Raw genomic sequence first — 16,248 nt, 5'->3', positions numbered from 1 at the left:
AGTTCACGGGCTGGCGTCGCGGGACCGAACGCTTTGTCTTTGGGCGCGGCCGGCCCATGCGCGCCCCCCAGGGACGCCATCGCTCCCCGGCCGTGCCGTCCAGCGGGCGCTCCAGTGCGCGGCCCGAATCGCTCGCCCGCCGGTCGATTTCGACGCATTTGTCGGCATTGGACTACAGCCTGTCGGGCGCCAGGCGACGCATGATTTTCGTGCTGTCGTTCACAGCTGGCCTGAAGGGGTGAAGCTCAGCCACACGAGGCACCGACATGACTTCATTGATGCTCGCCCGGATCCAGTTCGGTTTCACGATCTCGTTCCACATCTTGTTTCCAGCCCTGACCATCGGGTTGGCGAGCTATCTGGCGGTGCTGGAGGGCCTGTGGCTGCGCACGGGCCGCAAGGTCTACATCGACCTCTACCAGTTCTGGATCAAGGTGTTTGCGGTGGCCTTCGGAATGGGCGTGGTGTCGGGGCTGGTCATGGCCTACCAGTTCGGCACGAACTGGAGCAACTTTTCACGCTTTGCCGGGGGGGTCACGGGCCCGCTGCTCGCCTACGAGGTCCTGACGGCCTTCTTCCTCGAAGCCGGTTTTCTCGGCGTGATGCTGTTCGGGCGGGACCGTGTCGGGCCGGCGCTGCACTTCGTGTCGACGTTGGCGGTCGCGCTCGGAACGCTGGTCTCCGCCACCTGGATCCTGGCCTCGAACAGCTGGATGCAGACGCCCCAAGGCCACGAGATCATCGACGGGCGTGTCGTACCGGTCGACTGGCTGCGCGTGGTCCTGAACCCATCGTTTCCCTATCGCCTGGCGCACACCGTCGTCGCCTCGTACCTTGCGACCGCGCTCATGGTGGCGGGTGCCGCAGCCTGGCACCTGCTGGCGGGCCGCGACAACACCCGTGTGCGCACCATGCTGTCCATGGCCCTGTGGATGCTCCTGGCGGCCGCGCCGATCCAGGCGCTCATCGGCGACCAGCACGGGCTGAACACGCTCGAACACCAGCCCGCCAAGCTGGCGGCGATCGAGGGCCACTGGGAACGCACGCCCGAAGGCGCCGGGGTGCCGCTGAAGCTGTTCGGCTGGCCGGACATGGAGGCGGAGGTGACGCGCTACGCGATCGAGATTCCCCGGGCCGGCAGCCTGCTGCTCGCACACAGCTGGGACGGGCAGATACCGGCGCTCAAGGACTTTCCGCCCGCAGACCGGCCGAACTCGACGGTGGTGTTCTGGACGTTCCGCGCCATGGTGGGGCTCGGTGTCCTGATGATCGCACTGGCCTTCTGGGGGCTGTGGCTGCGCCGGGGGCAGCGCATCTTCTCGCACCGCGCCTTCCTGCGCTTTGCGCTGGCGCTGTCGCCGGCCGGCCTGGTGGCGATCCTTGCAGGTTGGCTGACGACGGAAGTAGGCCGGCAACCCTGGATCGTGTATGGGGTCATGCGCACTGCCGAGGCGGTGTCGCCGCAGCATTCCGCGTCGCAGGTGGGCTTCACGCTCGGCCTCTTCGTGCTCGTCTATTTCGCGGTGTTCGGCGCGGGAACGGCCTATGGGCTGCGCCTGATCCGAAAAGGGCCCGCGAGCAATGGCGGCGACGCCCCGGTGCACGGTGGACCGGGGGAGCCGCGCCAGCCGATGCGCCCGCTGTCGGCGGCATCGGAGGGCATGGACGCAGTGGATGCGCTCGCAGCACCGGAGGTTCCCCATGGGCATTGATCTTCCTCTCATCTGGGCCGTCATCATTCTGTTCGGCATCATGATGTACGTGGTGATGGACGGCTTCGATCTGGGCATCGGCATCCTGTTCGCGCTCGTGCCCGCGACGGCGGACCGCGACGTGATGATGAACACGGTCGCCCCCGTGTGGGACGGAAACGAAACCTGGCTGGTGCTCGGCGGTGCGGGCCTGCTCGCGGCCTTCCCGCTCGCCTATGCGGTGATCCTCAGCGCGTTCTACCTGCCGTTGATCCTGATGCTGGTGGGTCTGGTCTTCCGCGGCGTCGCTTTCGAGTTCCGCTTCAAGGCCCACGCGGCGCGGCGCCACTGGTGGGACGCCGCGTTCATCGGTGGATCGCTTGCCGCCACGTTCTTCCAGGGCGTGACGCTGGGCGCCTTCCTCAGCGGGCTCGCGGTGGTGGACGGCAACTTCGCAGGCGGCCCGTTCGATTGGATTTCGCCGTTTTCCGTGTTCACCGGGCTCGCGCTGGTGGCCGCCTATGCACTGCTCGGCGCCACGTGGCTCGTCATGAAGACTGAGGGAGACCTCCAGGAACGCATGCGCACGCTGGCCCGGCCGCTGGTGTGGGCGATGCTCGCGGTGATCGTCGCGTTGAGCGTGTGGACGCCGCTGGCCCACCCAGCCATCGCCGAGCGGTGGTTCTCGCTGCCCAACCTGCTGTACTTCGCGCCGGTACCCCTGCTGGTGGCGGCCGTCGTCTGGCGCTTGCTGCAAACGCTGCGCGGCTCGACCCACGCCGGGCCGTTCGTCCTGACGCTGGCGCTGCTGTTTCTCGGCTACACGGGCCTGGGCATCAGTCTGTGGCCCAACATCATTCCTCCGGACATTTCGATCTGGCAAGCTGCCGGGCCGGCGCAAAGCCTGGGCTTCACCCTCGTGGGCGCGCTGCTGATCATTCCGATCATCCTGATGTACACGGCGTGGAGCTACTGGGTCTTCAGGGGCAAGGTGCGGCATGGCGACGGGTACCACTGAAACGAGAACCCGCGTTTGGCTGCGGCGCCTGACGTGGCTTGTGCTCATCTGGTTGGCCAGCGTGGCGGCCCTGTTCCTGGTGGCCAGCGCGCTCCGGTACCTCATGGCAGCGGTGGGATTCTCGGCGTAGCGCGGGTGGGCCTGCAGGCCCTCCCTTTTCGGCCAACCCGACAGGCCTGGTTTGCCGCCCCCTGGAATTGGCCCATGCCGGCGGACGCAAAAAGGGCCTCTGAGGGCCCTTCTGCGCAACAGGGTGCGCAGTCTTCAGCAGCCCGCAGGGCGGTTGGTCCGCATGGGCACGATGCCGTTGACGCGGATGGTGTTGTTGGAGCCATCGGTCGCGGTCATGGCGGTGTTCTCGAAGCGCACCTGGTCGCGGTCGCGCGCGACCACCGTGTTGTCGCTGCTGGCGATGGCGTATTCCTTGCCCGAGAAGGTCAGGAAGGCGGCATACAGGACATTCGCATTGGGCTGGTAGCGGATGTCGCCAAACGCCGTGGTGTCTGCGGCCACCTTGTTGGCGCCGTCGAATTTGAACGTGCAGACTTCGGGCTGCGAACCGATGGGGTTCTTTTTCTCGACATCGGTGAGGTTCAGCGCGCCGTTGCCATAGATGCCGTTGATGCCTCCGAGCGTGGACGCGGTCACCGTGAGCACGCCGGGTTCGTTGCTGGGGGTCGGATCGCTGTCGTTGCCACCGCCGCAGGCGGCCAGCAGGACAGAAGCGGCCGCGGTGGCGGCGCACAGTTTGGCAAAAGGGTGGAAGGAGATCATGGGGGCGTCCGGTAGGTGGATGAAACACGGAGCGACTGGGCAGATGCCGCAGGCCGCTCCTGCCTGGTCCCGATCGTCGGCGCGCACCGCCGCGCCCCCTGTGCGCGTGCGCCGGCAGTGGGCGTAGGACGGGCGCCGACACACGCCCCGGCGGCACCTCGCCGCGCCGTGTCAGCGGGCCAGCACCGGCGCCAGCGCCACGCCGGTGTGCGTGCCCAGGCGCACCACCCCTTCGGGCGTGTCGGCGGCCACGATGCGGCCGCCGGCGCTGCCGCCTTCGGGGCCCAGGTCGATGACCCAGTCGGCCTCGGCGATCATGTCGAGGTCGTGCTCGATCACCACCACGCTGTGGCCGCCGTCAACCAGGCGGTGCAGCACGCGCAGCAGCTTGTCGACGTCGGCCATGTGCAGGCCCACGGTCGGCTCGTCGAGCACGTAGAGCGTGTGCGGCGCCTTGTTGCCGCGGCGCCCGACCTCGTCGCGCACCTTGGTCAGCTCGGTCACGAGCTTGATGCGCTGCGCCTCGCCGCCCGAGAGCGTGGGCGAGGGCTGGCCGAGCGTGAGGTAGCCCAGGCCCACGTCCTTGAGCAGCTGCAGCGGGTGTGCGATGCCGGGCATGGCGGCGAAGAAATCGACCGCCTCGTCCACCTCCATCTGCAGCACGTCGCCGATGCTCTTGCCGCGCCAGGTCACGGCCAGCGTCTCGGGGTTGAAGCGCGCGCCGTGGCAGGCCTCGCACGGCACCTTCACGTCGGGCAGAAAGCTCATGGCGATGGTGCGGATGCCCTGGCCTTCACAGCTCGGGCAGCGGCCTTCGCCGGTGTTGAAGGAAAAGCGCCCGGGCGCATAGCCGCGCGCCTTGGCTTCGAGCGTTTCGGCGAACAGCTTGCGCACCGTGTCCCAGAAACCGATGTAGGTGGCGGGGCAGCTGCGCGGCGTCTTGCCGATCGGCGTCTGGTCGACCTCGAGCACGCGGTCGATGGTCTCGAAACCGGCCAGGCCCGTGCAGCCGACCAGCGCGGGCGCCTTGCCCGCGTCCATGGCGTCGCGCCCGGCGCGGGTAGCACGCTGCTGCACCCAGGCCTGCACATTGGCCAGCAGCACGTCGCGCGCCAGCGTCGACTTGCCCGAGCCGCTGACGCCCGTCACGGCAACCAGGCGGTGCAGCGGCACGCTGGCGGTGAGGCTCTGCAGGTTGTGCAGCTGCGCGCCGTACACCGTGAGCCAGCGCGTCGCTCCGTCCGATTTTGGGTCTTTTTGGCCCGAAACGCTTGCTGCGTCTTCGCTGTCAGCTATGGAACCAGGAGTCATGACAGGCCTGCGCGCCTGCAGCGGGTGGCGCATGGCGTGCAGCAGGTAGCGCCCGGTCTGCGAATCCGCCGCACCGGTGATGTCGGCCACGCGGCCCTCGGCCACCAGCCGGCCGCCGCGCTTGCCGGCGCTCGGGCCGATGTCGATGATGTGGTCGGCGCGGCGGATCGTGTCTTCGTCGTGCTCCACCACGACCAGGGTGTTGCCCTTGCTGCTGAGCTGGTGCAGCGCATTGAGCAAGATCTGGTTGTCGCGCGCGTGCAGGCCGATGGTCGGTTCGTCGAGCACGTAGCACACGCCCTGCAGGTTGCTGCCGAGCTGCGCGGCCAGGCGGATGCGCTGCGCTTCGCCACCCGACAGCGTGGGCGCGCCCCGGTCGAGCGTGAGGTAGCCCAGGCCCACTTCTTCAAGAAATTCGAGCCGGCTCTGGATCTCGGGCAGCAGGTCGCGCGCGATCTCGGCCTGGCGGCCCGTGAGCGCCAGCGCAGCCGCCCAGGCGCGGATGTCGGTCACCGACAGGCGCGCGATGTCGGTGATGGCCACGCCCGCGCGCCCGCTCGCGGCGTCTTCGCCAAACTGCACGGCGCGCGCCGTGGCGTTGAGCCGCGTGCCGTGGCAGGTCGGGCAGGCCAGGCCTTCGACGTCTTCCACCTCGGGCTCGGCAAAGGTCTGCTCGCGGCCCTTCTGGTCGTCGGCCAGCACCGAGTCGTCGAACACCTTGCGCTGCTCTTTGGTGAGCTGCACGCCCGTGCCGACGCAGTCGGGACACCAGCCGTGCTTGCTGTTGTACGAAAAGAGCCGCGGATCGAGCTCGGCATAGCTCGTCGCGCAGACCGGGCAGGCGCGCTGGGTCGAGAACACCTTCACCCGCCCGATGCCCGCCGTCGGCAGGCCGCCCTCCAGCGCCTCGGCCAGGCCGTCGAGGTGCGAGAGCACATGCACCACGCCCTTGCCGTGCGTGAGCGCCTGCGCGAGCGCAATGCGCAGCAGCGCCTCGTTCTCGGGCCGCACATCGAGGCTCACCACGGGCAGCTCGATGGTGTGCTCCTTGAACCGGTCCAGGCGCGGGAACGGCGCCGTGGGCACGAAATGGCCATCGACGCGCAGGTGCGTGTGGCCGCGCGGGCGCGCCCAGTCGGCCAGCTCGGTGTAGACGCCCTTGCGGTTCAGCACCAGCGGCGCCAGCAGGCCGATGTGCTGGCCGCGGTAGTTCCTGAGCAGCTGCGCGGCGATGCTGTCGGTCGTTTGCGGCTGCACCGCGGCGCCGTCATGGATGCAGTGCTGCACGCCGAGCTTGACGTAGAGCAGGCGCAGGTAGTGCCAGACCTCGGTGGTCGTGCCGACGGTGGACTTGCGCCCGCCGCGCGAGAGGCGCTGCTCAATCGCCACGGTGGGCGGAATGCCGTAGACCGCGTCGACCTCGGGGCGCCCGGCCGGCTGCACGATGCTGCGCGCATAAGCGTTGAGCGATTCCAGGTAGCGGCGCTGGCCTTCGTTGAACAGGATGTCGAACGCCAGCGTGGACTTGCCCGAACCGCTGACCCCCGTGACCACACTGAACTGGCCGCGCGGAATGCTGACGCTCAGGCCCTTGAGGTTGTGCTCGCGCGCGTTCACGATGTCGATGGTGTTTTTGGCCTGCAGCGCTTTGCGGGACTGCGCCTGCAGCTCTCTTTTAAGGAGCACCGAAGTGTCTTCGTGCACCGCATGGCCCGCCGCGCCGATAGCCTGCGCGTAGTCGCGCAGCGCCGCGCCCGTATGCGACGTGGCGTGTTCGCGCACCGCCTCGGGCGGCCCCTCGGCCACGACCCAGCCGCCGGCGTCGCCGCCCTCGGGGCCCAGGTCGATCAGCCAGTCGGAGGCAGCGATCACGTCGAGGTTGTGCTCGATGACGACCAGCGAATGGCCGGCGTCGAGCAGCTTGCCGAACGCGCGCATCAGCTTGGCGATGTCGTCGAAATGCAGGCCGGTGGTCGGTTCGTCGAACAGGAACAGCGTGCCCTTGCGCGCCAGCGGCTGGCGGCTGTTTGACGCGCTTTTGGCCGCGCCGGCCAGGAAGCCTGCGAGCTTGAGCCGCTGCGCCTCGCCGCCGCTGAGCGTGGGCACGGGCTGGCCGAGCTTCACGTATTCGAGCCCCACATCGACGATGGGCTGCAGCGCGCGCACCACGTCGCGGTCTTTGGCGAACAGCGCCACGGCCTCGCTCACGGTGAGGTCGAGCACATCGGCCACGTTGAGGGCCTTGCCGCCGCGCTCGATGGCCACCTGCAGGATTTCGGGCCGGTAGCGCTTGCCGTCGCAGTCGGGACAGCGCAGGTAGACGTCGGAGAGGAACTGCATCTCGACATGCTCGAAGCCCGAGCCGCCGCAGGTCGGGCAGCGCCCGTCGCCGCTGTTGAAGCTGAACTTGCTCGCGGTGTAGCTGCGCTCGCGCGCGAGCGGCGCTGTGGCGAACAGCTCGCGCACGGTGTCCCAGGCGCCGACGTAGCTCACGGGATTCGAGCGCGCGGTCTTGCCGATCGGCGACTGGTCGACGAACACCACGTCGTTCAGGTGGTCGGCGCCGAGCAGGCGCTCAAATGCGCCGGGCGTTTCGGTGGCCTTGCCGAAGTGGCGCTGCAGCGCCGGCGCCAGCACGTCCTGGACCAGGCTCGACTTGCCGGAGCCGCTGACGCCCGTGATAGTGACGAGGCGCTGCAGCGGAAACTCGACCGCCACGTCCTTGAGGTTGTGCTCGCGCACGCCTTCGAGGATGAGGCGCGGCGTGGCGTCGGTCACGCGGCGCGCAAACGGTGCGCCGACCCGCTTGCGCCCGCCGAGGTACTGGCCCGTGAGCGTGTCGGCGCTGCGCAGCGCCTCGGGCGTGCCGTCGAACACGATGCGCCCGCCGCGCTCGCCCGGACCGGGTCCGAAGTCGATCACGCGGTCGGCCGCGAGCATCACGGCCGGGTCGTGTTCGACCACCACCAGGGTGTTGCCGGCATCGCGCAGGCGCAGCATGGCCTCGGTGATGCGGTGCATGTCGCGCGGGTGCAGGCCGATGCTGGGCTCGTCGAGCACGAACAGCGTGTTGACGAGCGAGGTGCCGAGCGCCGTGGTCAGATTGATGCGCTGCACCTCGCCGCCGCTGAGCGTGCGGCTTTGCCGGTCGAGCGTGAGGTAGCCGATGCCGACATCACACAGGTATTTGAGGCGCGTGGTGATTTCCGCGTGCAGCAGCTTGAGCGCCTGGGCGTCGCCGCTGCGCGCGCCGGCCGGGGCGGTTTTTGCCTCAAAACCGGCCGTAACGCTTGCCCTGTCTGCGCTGTCAGCTATTGAATCAGGAGTTTCTGCGCTGGCCATGCGGTCGAAGAAGCGCCGCAACCGGTCGATCGGCAGCAGCATCAGGTCGTGCAGGCACAGGCCCGGCAGGGCTTCGAGCTGGGCGCGACTCCACTGCACGCCCTGCGGCAGGAAGCGCTGCGCGGGCGGCAGCACGGCGTCGGCGTCCGCCTGGCTGCCGATGCGCCACAGCAGGCTCTCGGTCTTCAGGCGCGCGCCGCCGCAGCTGGGGCACGGCGTGTAGCTGCGGTACTTGGACAGCAGCACGCGGATGTGCATCTTGTAGGCCTTGGTTTCGAGGTACTCGAAGAAGCGCTTGATGCCGTACCACTGCTGGTTCCACTTGCCGTTCCAGTTCGGCGAGCCCTGGATGACCCAGTGCTGGTGCTCGTCGCTGAGGCGGTTCCACGGCGTGTCGCGCGGGATGCCGGCGGCTTCGGCGTGGCGCAGGAGGTCGTCCTGCGCTTCCTTCCACGCGGGTGTCTGCAGGGTCTTGATGGCGCCCGCGCGCAGCGTCTTTTTGGCGTCGGGGATCACCAGCCCGTAGTCCACGCCGATCACGCGTCCAAAGCCGCGGCAGGTCTCGCAGGCGCCCACCGCCGAGTTGAACGAGAACATCGACGCCAGAGGCTCGCTGTAGCGCAGGTCGCTGTCGGGGCAGTGCAGGCCGGTCGAAAACCGCCACACCTCAGGTTCGCCGCCGTCGGCCAGCCGGTAGACATTGAGCCGCCCGGCACCGCGCTTAAGCCCCACCTCGATCGCCTCGATGGCGCGCGCTTTTTCAGTGTTGCCGAGGCGAAAGCGGTCGGCCACCACGTCAAGCAGCTTGATGCCGCCCGATTCGCGCTCCGCCTGCACCTTGGTAAAGCCGCTGGCCGACAGCCACTGCGCGACTTCGTCGGCGCTGGTGTGGGCGGGCAGCTCCACGGGGAAGGTCAGCACGATGCGCGGATCACCGGCGGCAACGCACAGGCGCTGCAGCTCGGCGTAAATGGTCTCGGGCGAATCGTGGCGCACGGGCTGCGCGGTCTGGCGGTCGAACAGCTGGCCGGCGCGCGCGAACAGGAGCTTGAGGTGGTCGTTGAGCTCGGTCATCGTGCCCACGGTGGAGCGCGAACTGCGCACCGGGTTGGTCTGGTCGATGGCGATGGCCGGCGGCACGCCATCGACCTTGTCCACGGCCGGCTTGTCCATGCGGTCGAGGAACTGGCGCGCGTAAGCGCTGAAGGTTTCGACGTAGCGGCGCTGGCCCTCGGCGTAGAGCGTGTCGAACACCAGGCTGGACTTGCCCGAGCCGCTCGGGCCGGTGACCACGGTGAGCTCGCCGGTGTGGAGGTCGAGGTCCAGGTTTTTCAGGTTGTGCTGGCGCGCGCCGCGGATGCGGATCAGTCCCTGGGTCATGGCAGACGGTCTTTCTGGGGGTAGGCGGAACATTCTAGAAGCCCGCCACACCGCCGGCGCCCCAGGCTCCGAATGGCCCCAGCCAGGGCTTGCGCCGGCGCAAGCGTGCGCCGACATCGCGCAAACCCGCTCACGCGCGCGCCTGGTTCTCTCCTAGACTGGGTCTTTTTTCACGGCAAAGGCAAGGCATGAATCACTGGAAGAGCTTCTGGATGGGCACAGCGTGCATGGCGTGGCTGGTGGGCGCAGCCCAGGCCCAGATCCTGGTCGGGCAGACGGTGGGCATCAGCGGCTCGGCGGCGGCCACCGTGAAGGAGTCGATGGGCGGTGCCGCGCTCTACATCAACCACATCAACGCCCAGGGCGGCGTGGCCGGCCAGAAGATCGAGGTGCTCTCGCTCGACGACAAGTTCGACCCGAAGCTCACGCTGGACAACACGCGCACCCTGATCGAGCAAAAAGGCGTGATCGCGCTGTTCATGACCCGCGGCACCCCGCACACCCAGGGCATCCTGCCGCTGCTCGAGCAACATGGCGTGCCGCTGGTGGGGCCGTCCACCGGGGCCATGGTGCTGCACCAGCCGCTGCAGAAGTACATCTTCAACGTGCGCGCGCCCTACCAGCGCGAGGTCGAAAAGGCCATCACGCACCTGAACACCCTGGGCGTGCAGCGCATCGGCGTGGTGCACGTGGACGACAGCTTTGGCGCCGACGGCCTGGCGGGCGCCCTGGCGGGCTTCAAGGCCAACCAGATCGAGGCCTTGTTCGTCGAGAAATTCGACCGCGCCAAGCCCGACTACAGCGCGCTGGCGCCGCGCGTGTCGCAAAAGCAGCCCCAGGCGGTGATCTTCATCGGCACGGGCGCCGCCGTGGTCGATGGCATCAAGGCGCTGCGCGGCGCCGGGGTGACGGGGCAGATCGTGACGCTGTCGAACAACGCCTCGGGCGGTTTCGTCAAGGCCCTGGGCGAACAGGCGCGCGGCGTGGTGGTGACCCAGGTGTTCCCATCGGAGCGCTCGATGAGCTACCCGGTGATCAAGGAAGCCATGGCACTGGCCAAGGCCCAGCACACCGGCGCCCTCACGCCCGCCATGGTGGAGGGCTTCGTGAACGCGAAGGTGCTGGTCGAGGGCCTGCGCCGCGCCGGCCCCAAGCCCGACCGCGCCCGCCTGCATGCGGCGCTGGAAAGTATGCGCAAATATGACCTGGGCGGCCTGGAGCTGAGCTACAGCAGCACCAGCCATACGGGCCTGGACTTTTCCGACCTGTCCATCATCGGCCAGGACGGCAGCTTCCGGCGCTGAGCCCGCCCGCGCAGGGATGCAAAAAAGGCCCCACACCTTCGCAGGTGTGGGGCCTTTGGCTTCCAACCCTGCCAGGCGGGCACACGGCCCGCCTGGCAAAGGCATCAGAAGTTGTGGCGAACGCCGACGGCGAGAGAACTGAAGTCCTGGCCAGAAGGCGCGCTGTAGTTTGCGTTCGCGCTGTTGTTCACGCGGGTGTAGTAGCCGTACACCTTGGTGCGCTTGCTCAGGTTGTAGTTGTAAGCCAGGGTGTACTGCGTGGCTCCCGAATCGGCCACATTGCTCCACTTGTTGGCACGGCCCACGTTCAGGTGGAACTCGGAAGCGCCCAGGGCGTACATACCGGCCAGGCGGAAGTTGTTGCGGGTACCTGCACCGGTCGAAACCAATTGGTTCGCATCCTTGTTACGCTGGTAGTAGCCACCCACCGTGAACTGGCCAATGGTGTACAGAGCGCGCAGCCCGAACTGGTTGTTGCTGTTCACCGCGCTGTAGCCAGCGCCCAGGGCCAGGGGGCCCATGTTGTAGTTGGCAGCCAGGTCATAGCCGTTCTTGCCGCCGGAGGTTTGCTCGTGCAGGTTCACGGCAGCATCAACGGTCAGTCCGCCGAAGCTGGGGGTGCGGTAGCCCACCTTGTTCTTGGTGCCCAGGCCACCGAACCACACGGGGTCGTAGTACAGGGCGTCAGACGACGAACCGGTGTCGTGGTTGTGCATGCTGACGTAGTCGGCAGTGGCGTAGTAGGACTCGGGCGTGAAGTTGCCCAGGCGCACCATGCCGAAGCCGCCGGACAGGTTCACTTCGCTTTGGCGGCCAAAGGTGATCCCGCCGTTGGAACTGGGAAGGCCGGGCCAGCCCGTGCCAGCGCCGGTGTCCGAAGCAAAGCCGCTTTCGAGCTGGAAGCCAGCCTTCAGGCCGCCGCCCAGGTCTTCCGTACCCTTGAAACCAAAGCGCGAGGAGTTGTTGAAGAGGCCATTGACCTTGGTGTCACCTGTTTTTTGGTGTTCCACGGTGGTGTTCACGCGACCATACAGAGTGACGCTGCTCTGCGCGAGGGCAGCGCTGCTGCCCACAACTGCCAGCAGGGCCAGCAACAAACGACTTGGGTTTTGCATGTGATTTCCTTGAATGATCTTGACCATCGATGGGTAGGGCACGGTCTGCAGTTTTTGACTGATCAGTCCAAGGTGCATCTACCATCAAAATTTTAGGTTCAACCGCACTTCAGACCACAGTTTGGCGACGCCTTCATGACCAAAGTGATGCGTGGGCGCCACACGGGGACGCTTTGCGTCGCCCGGTTCTGCCGCTGGCCCCGCAATGGGACCAGCGGCAGCGCACTCAGTCGTCGGCGTAGATGTCCACGTCCTTGGTGTCGCGCAGGAACAGCGTGCCCACCACCAGCGTCATGCCGGCAATGATGATGGGGTACCACAAGCCGCTGTACATGTTGCCCGTCTGCGCCACGATGGCGAACGACATGGTGGGCAGCAGGCCGCCGAACCAGCCATTGCCGATGTGGTAGGGCAGGCTCATCGAGGTGTAGCGGATGCGCGTCGGGAACATTTCCACCAGGATGGCGGCAATGGGACCGTACACCATGGTCACCAGGATCACGAGGTAGGTCAGGATGACGATCATCATGACCTTGTTCATCTTGGCGGGGTCGGCCTTGGTCGGATAGCCGTCGGCCTTGAGCGTGTCGGCCACGGCCTTCTTGAACTCGGCGTCCTTCTTCTTGGCTTCGTCGGCGGCCAGGCCCTTCGACGCGTAGCTCGGGATGGTCACGTCGCCGATCTTGATGACCGCAGGCGTTCCGGCGGGTGCGTCTTCGCCGTCATAGCTGACCGAGCCGGCGGCCAGCACCTGCTTGGCGATGTCGCACGAGCTCGTGAACTTGGCCGTGCCCGTGGGGTTGAACTGGAACGAGCACTCCCTGGGGTCGGCCACGACCACGACCTTGTTCGCAGCCTGCGCCTGGGCGAGGTCGGGGTTGGCCGCTTCGGTCAGGGCCTTGAACACCGGGAAGTAGGTCAGCACGGCCAGCAGACAGCCCAGCATGATGATGGGCTTGCGGCCGATCTTGTCGGACAGCGTGCCAAAGATCACGAAGAACGGGGTGCCGATCAGCAGGGCCGCGGCGATCATCAGGTTGGCCGTGACGGCATCGACCTTGAGCTGCTGCGTCAGGAAGAACAGCGCATAGAACTGGCCCGTGTACCAGACCACGGCCTGGCCGGCCGTGAGGCCGATCAGCGCCAGGATGACGATCTTGAGGTTCTTCCACTGGCCGAAGGACTCGGACAGCGGCGCCTTGGAGGTGCGGCCCTCGGCCTTCATTTTCTGGAAGGCCGGCGACTCGGACAGCGACAGCCGGATCCACACCGACACCCCCAGCAGCAGGATGGACAGCAGGAACGGAATGCGCCAGCCCCAGTCGACAAAAGCTTCCTCGCCCATGAACGTGCGCGTGCCCAGGATCACCAGCAGCGACAGAAACAGGCCCAGCGTGGCCGTGGTCTGGATCCACGAGGTGTAGGCGCCGCGCTTGCCGTGCGGCGCGTGCTCAGCCACGTAGGTGGCGGCACCGCCGTACTCGCCGCCCAGTGCCAGGCCCTGCAGCATGCGCAGCGCGATCAGGATCACCGGCGCCGCCACGCCGATGCTGGCGTAGGTCGGCAGGATGCCCACGATGAAGGTGGACAGGCCCATGATCAGGATGGTGACCAGGAAGGTGTACTTGCGCCCGATCATGTCGCCCAGGCGACCGAACACCAGTGCGCCGAAGGGCCGCACGATGAAGCCGGCGGCAAAAGCCAGCAGCGCAAAGATGAACGCCGACTGCGGATCGAGGCCGCTGAAGAACTGCTTGGCGATGATGGCGGCGAGCGAGCCGTACAGGTAAAAGTCGTACCACTCGAACACGGTGCCGAGTGACGAAGCGAAGATGACTTTTCGCTCCTCTGCTGACATCGGCCTGGGAGCCGGGTGGCCGGCACCCAGGCTGGCGGCATTGATGGCCATGGTTTTGTCTCCTAAGTTTTATGGGGAACTACAGGCAGTGAAAAATTTACCTGTGGTTGCACTATCCGGTCGGGCACTGACGCCGCTCTGACGCGTTTCTTACAGAAGTTGACGGCAAACTTTCGCGGTCCTTACGGCTTTGGTAGTAACCCGGCCGTGCCTTTTCCCGATGTGAAAAAGGGGCACTTGGCAGGCCGTTGCGCGCCGGCACCGTGCAGCCAGGGCCGGCCCTGCGGCAGGCCGAGAAACCGCTGCGCACCCGCTGGCGGCCGCGCAGCGTAAGCACTTGGTCAGTGGGCGTTTGCAGAATCAAAAACCTGCGGACCGGTGCGCCGGCCTGCATGGCGGTTCCGCATCCACCCCGAGGAGAGACACATGAGCGACCCCATCGTCGACAGAATACAAAGGCACCCCAAGTACCTCGAGCTGCGCCGCAAGCGCAACCGCCTGGCCATCGTCCTGACGGCGTTGATGATGGTCGTGTACTACGGCTACATCGCGCTGATCGCCTTTGACAAGGAATTCCTGGCGCGCCCGATCGGCGCAGGCGTGACCTCGCTGGGCATTCCGATCGGTTTCGGCGTGATCGTCTTCACCATCGTGATCACCGGCATCTATGTGCGCCGCGCCAACGGCGAATTCGACAACCTGACCAAAGACATCCTGAAGGACGCATCGCAATGAACGCACGGCACAACAACGCAGGCGGCGCGTTGGCGCTGCTGGCCCTGCTGGCGGCGGCGGGCGGCGCCCATGCCGCGGGCGGCGACCTGGGCCAGTCCGCCAAGCAGGCGACCAACTGGACGGCCATCGTCATGTTTGCCGTCTTTGTCGCCGGCACGCTCTGGATCACCAAGTGGGCGGCCTCCAAGACCAAGTCGGCGTCCGACTTCTACACCGCTGGCGGCGGCATCACTGGCTTCCAGAATGGCCTGGCGATTGCCGGCGACTACATGTCGGCCGCGTCCTTCCTGGGCATTTCGGCGGCCGTGATGGCCTCGGGCTACGACGGCCTGATCTACTCGCTGGGCTTTCTCGTGGGCTGGCCCATCATCACCTTCCTGATGGCCGAGCGCCTGCGCAACCTGGGCAAGTTCACGTTTGCCGACGTGGCCGGCTACCGCTTCCAGCAGGGCCCGATCCGCGCGTTCGCCGCGTCGGGCACGCTGGTGGTGGTGGCGTTCTACCTGATCGCGCAGATGGTCGGCGCGGGCCAGCTCATCAAGCTGCTGTTTGGCCTCGAATACTGGATGGCCGTGGTCATCGTCGGCGCGCTGATGATGGTGTATGTGCTGTTCGGCGGCATGACCGCGACCACCTGGGTGCAGATCATCAAGGCCTGCCTGCTGCTGGCCGGCGTGACCTTCATGGCCTTCATGGTGCTCGCGCAGTTCGGCTTCAGCCCCGAGGCGCTGTTTGCGCGCGGCGTGGAGGTGCGCGCCGCCATTGCCGCCAACACCGGCAAGACACCCGAAGAGGCGGCCAAGGCCGGCCTGGCCATCATGGGGCCGGGCGGTTTCATCAAGGACCCGATTTCGGCCATCTCGTTCGGCATGGCGCTGATGTTCGGCACGGCCGGCCTGCCGCACATCCTGATGCGCTTCTTCACCGTGCCCGATGCCAAGCAGGCACGCAAGTCGGTGCTGTGGGCCACGACCTGGATCGGCTACTTCTACGTCCTGATCTTCATCATCGGCTTTGGTGCCATCACCCTGGTGCTCACCAACCCCGAGTTCGCGGATGTGGCCACGGGCGTGATCCACGGCGGCGCGGGCACGGCCAACATGGCGGCGGTGCTGGTGGCCAAGTCGGTGGGCGGCAATATCTTCTTCGGCTTCATCTCGGCCGTGGCGTTCGCGACCATCCTGGCCGTGGTCGCGGGTCTCACCCTCTCGGGCGCTTCGGCCGTGTCGCATGACCTGTACGCCACCGTGTTCAAGAAGGGCAAGGCCGACAGTGCCTCGGAACTCAAGGTCTCGCGCATGACCACAGTCGCCCTGGGCCTGATCGCCGTGGTGCTGGGCATCGTCTTCGAAAAGCAGAACATCGCGTTCATGGTGTCGCTGGCGTTTGCGATCGCGGCCTCGGCCAACTTCCCGGTGCTGTTCCTGTCGGTGCTCTGGAAGGACTGCACGACGCGCGGTGCCGTGGTCGGCGGCTTCCTCGGTCTGGTCTCGTCGGTGGGCCTGACCATCGTGTCACCGTCGGTCTGGGAAGCGACGCTGGGCCACCCGGCCGGCTCGGCCTGGTTCCCCTACACCTCGCCCGCGCTGTTCTCGATGGCGATCGGCTTCATCGGCGTGTGGCTGTTCTCGATCACCGACCGCAGCGCCAACGCCGCGCGCGAACGCGCCGCCTTCCCGGCGCAGCAGGTGCGCTCGGAAACCGGCTTTGGCGCCTCGGG

General features: G+C 67.0%; 10 protein-coding genes. 6 read left to right on the top strand and 4 right to left on the bottom strand.

Annotated features, from left to right (window positions below; all coding sequences use genetic code 11):
* Window positions 1-266: 266 nt before the first annotated feature.
* From B2J89_RS13630 to B2J89_RS13620, 3 genes are read left to right on the top strand one after another with little or no spacing between them, the layout of a single operon-like run.
* Window positions 267-1,712, top strand: a complete 1,446-nt coding sequence (locus tag B2J89_RS13630) for a cytochrome ubiquinol oxidase subunit I (protein ID WP_169169635.1) — start codon at window positions 267-269, stop codon at window positions 1,710-1,712.
* A complete protein-coding gene (cydB, locus tag B2J89_RS13625; protein ID WP_169169634.1) occupies window positions 1,702-2,709 on the top strand; it encodes a cytochrome d ubiquinol oxidase subunit II in 1,008 nt (335 codons plus the stop codon). Before B2J89_RS13630 ends, cydB begins: the two co-directional genes overlap by 11 nt.
* Window positions 2,690-2,839: a DUF2474 domain-containing protein gene (locus B2J89_RS13620; RefSeq protein ID WP_169169633.1), complete on the top strand. Its 150-nt coding sequence runs from the start codon at window positions 2,690-2,692 to the stop codon at window positions 2,837-2,839. Before cydB ends, B2J89_RS13620 begins: the two co-directional genes overlap by 20 nt.
* Before the next feature lie 134 nt (window positions 2,840-2,973).
* On the opposite strand, the gene B2J89_RS13615 is transcribed toward B2J89_RS13620, so the two are convergent.
* Together B2J89_RS13615 and uvrA are read right to left on the bottom strand one after the other, a co-directional pair.
* Window positions 2,974-3,483, bottom strand: coding sequence for a hypothetical protein (locus B2J89_RS13615; protein WP_169169632.1), 510 nt, complete (start codon window positions 3,481-3,483; stop codon window positions 2,974-2,976).
* Between the two features lie 171 nt (window positions 3,484-3,654).
* A complete protein-coding gene (gene uvrA / locus B2J89_RS13610) occupies window positions 3,655-9,516 on the bottom strand; it encodes an excinuclease ABC subunit UvrA (protein WP_169169631.1) in 5,862 nt (1,953 codons plus the stop codon).
* Window positions 9,517-9,704: 188 nt separating this feature from the next.
* Between uvrA and B2J89_RS13605 the strand changes: the two genes are divergently transcribed.
* Window positions 9,705-10,820 carry an ABC transporter substrate-binding protein gene (locus B2J89_RS13605; RefSeq protein ID WP_169169630.1) on the top strand — a complete coding sequence of 372 codons (1,116 nt, stop codon included), beginning with the start codon at window positions 9,705-9,707 and terminating at the stop codon, window positions 10,818-10,820.
* A 104-nt stretch (window positions 10,821-10,924) separates the two neighbouring features.
* On the opposite strand, the gene B2J89_RS13600 is transcribed toward B2J89_RS13605, so the two are convergent.
* Together B2J89_RS13600 and B2J89_RS13595 are read right to left on the bottom strand one after the other, a co-directional pair.
* Window positions 10,925-11,935: a porin gene (locus B2J89_RS13600; protein ID WP_169169629.1), complete on the bottom strand. Its 1,011-nt coding sequence runs from the start codon at window positions 11,933-11,935 to the stop codon at window positions 10,925-10,927.
* A 226-nt stretch (window positions 11,936-12,161) separates the two neighbouring features.
* Window positions 12,162-13,844 (bottom strand): MFS transporter, encoded by a 1,683-nt coding sequence (locus B2J89_RS13595; protein ID WP_169169628.1) that lies wholly within the window; start codon window positions 13,842-13,844, stop codon window positions 12,162-12,164.
* Window positions 13,845-14,219: 375 nt separating this feature from the next.
* Here B2J89_RS13595 and B2J89_RS13590 point away from each other — a divergent pair, with 375 nt between their 5' ends.
* Both B2J89_RS13590 and B2J89_RS13585 read left to right on the top strand, forming a co-directional pair.
* On the top strand, window positions 14,220-14,528 hold the full coding sequence (locus tag B2J89_RS13590) for a DUF485 domain-containing protein (protein ID WP_169169627.1): 309 nt from the start codon (window positions 14,220-14,222) through the stop codon (window positions 14,526-14,528).
* On the top strand, window positions 14,525-16,248 hold a 1,724-nt coding region (locus B2J89_RS13585; protein WP_169169648.1), incomplete at its 3' end, for a cation acetate symporter. The genes B2J89_RS13590 and B2J89_RS13585, both read left to right, overlap by 4 nt.

The organism is Acidovorax sp. SRB_24, from assembly GCF_012931925.1.
This window is presented reverse-complemented; position numbering and strand designations above follow the sequence as displayed.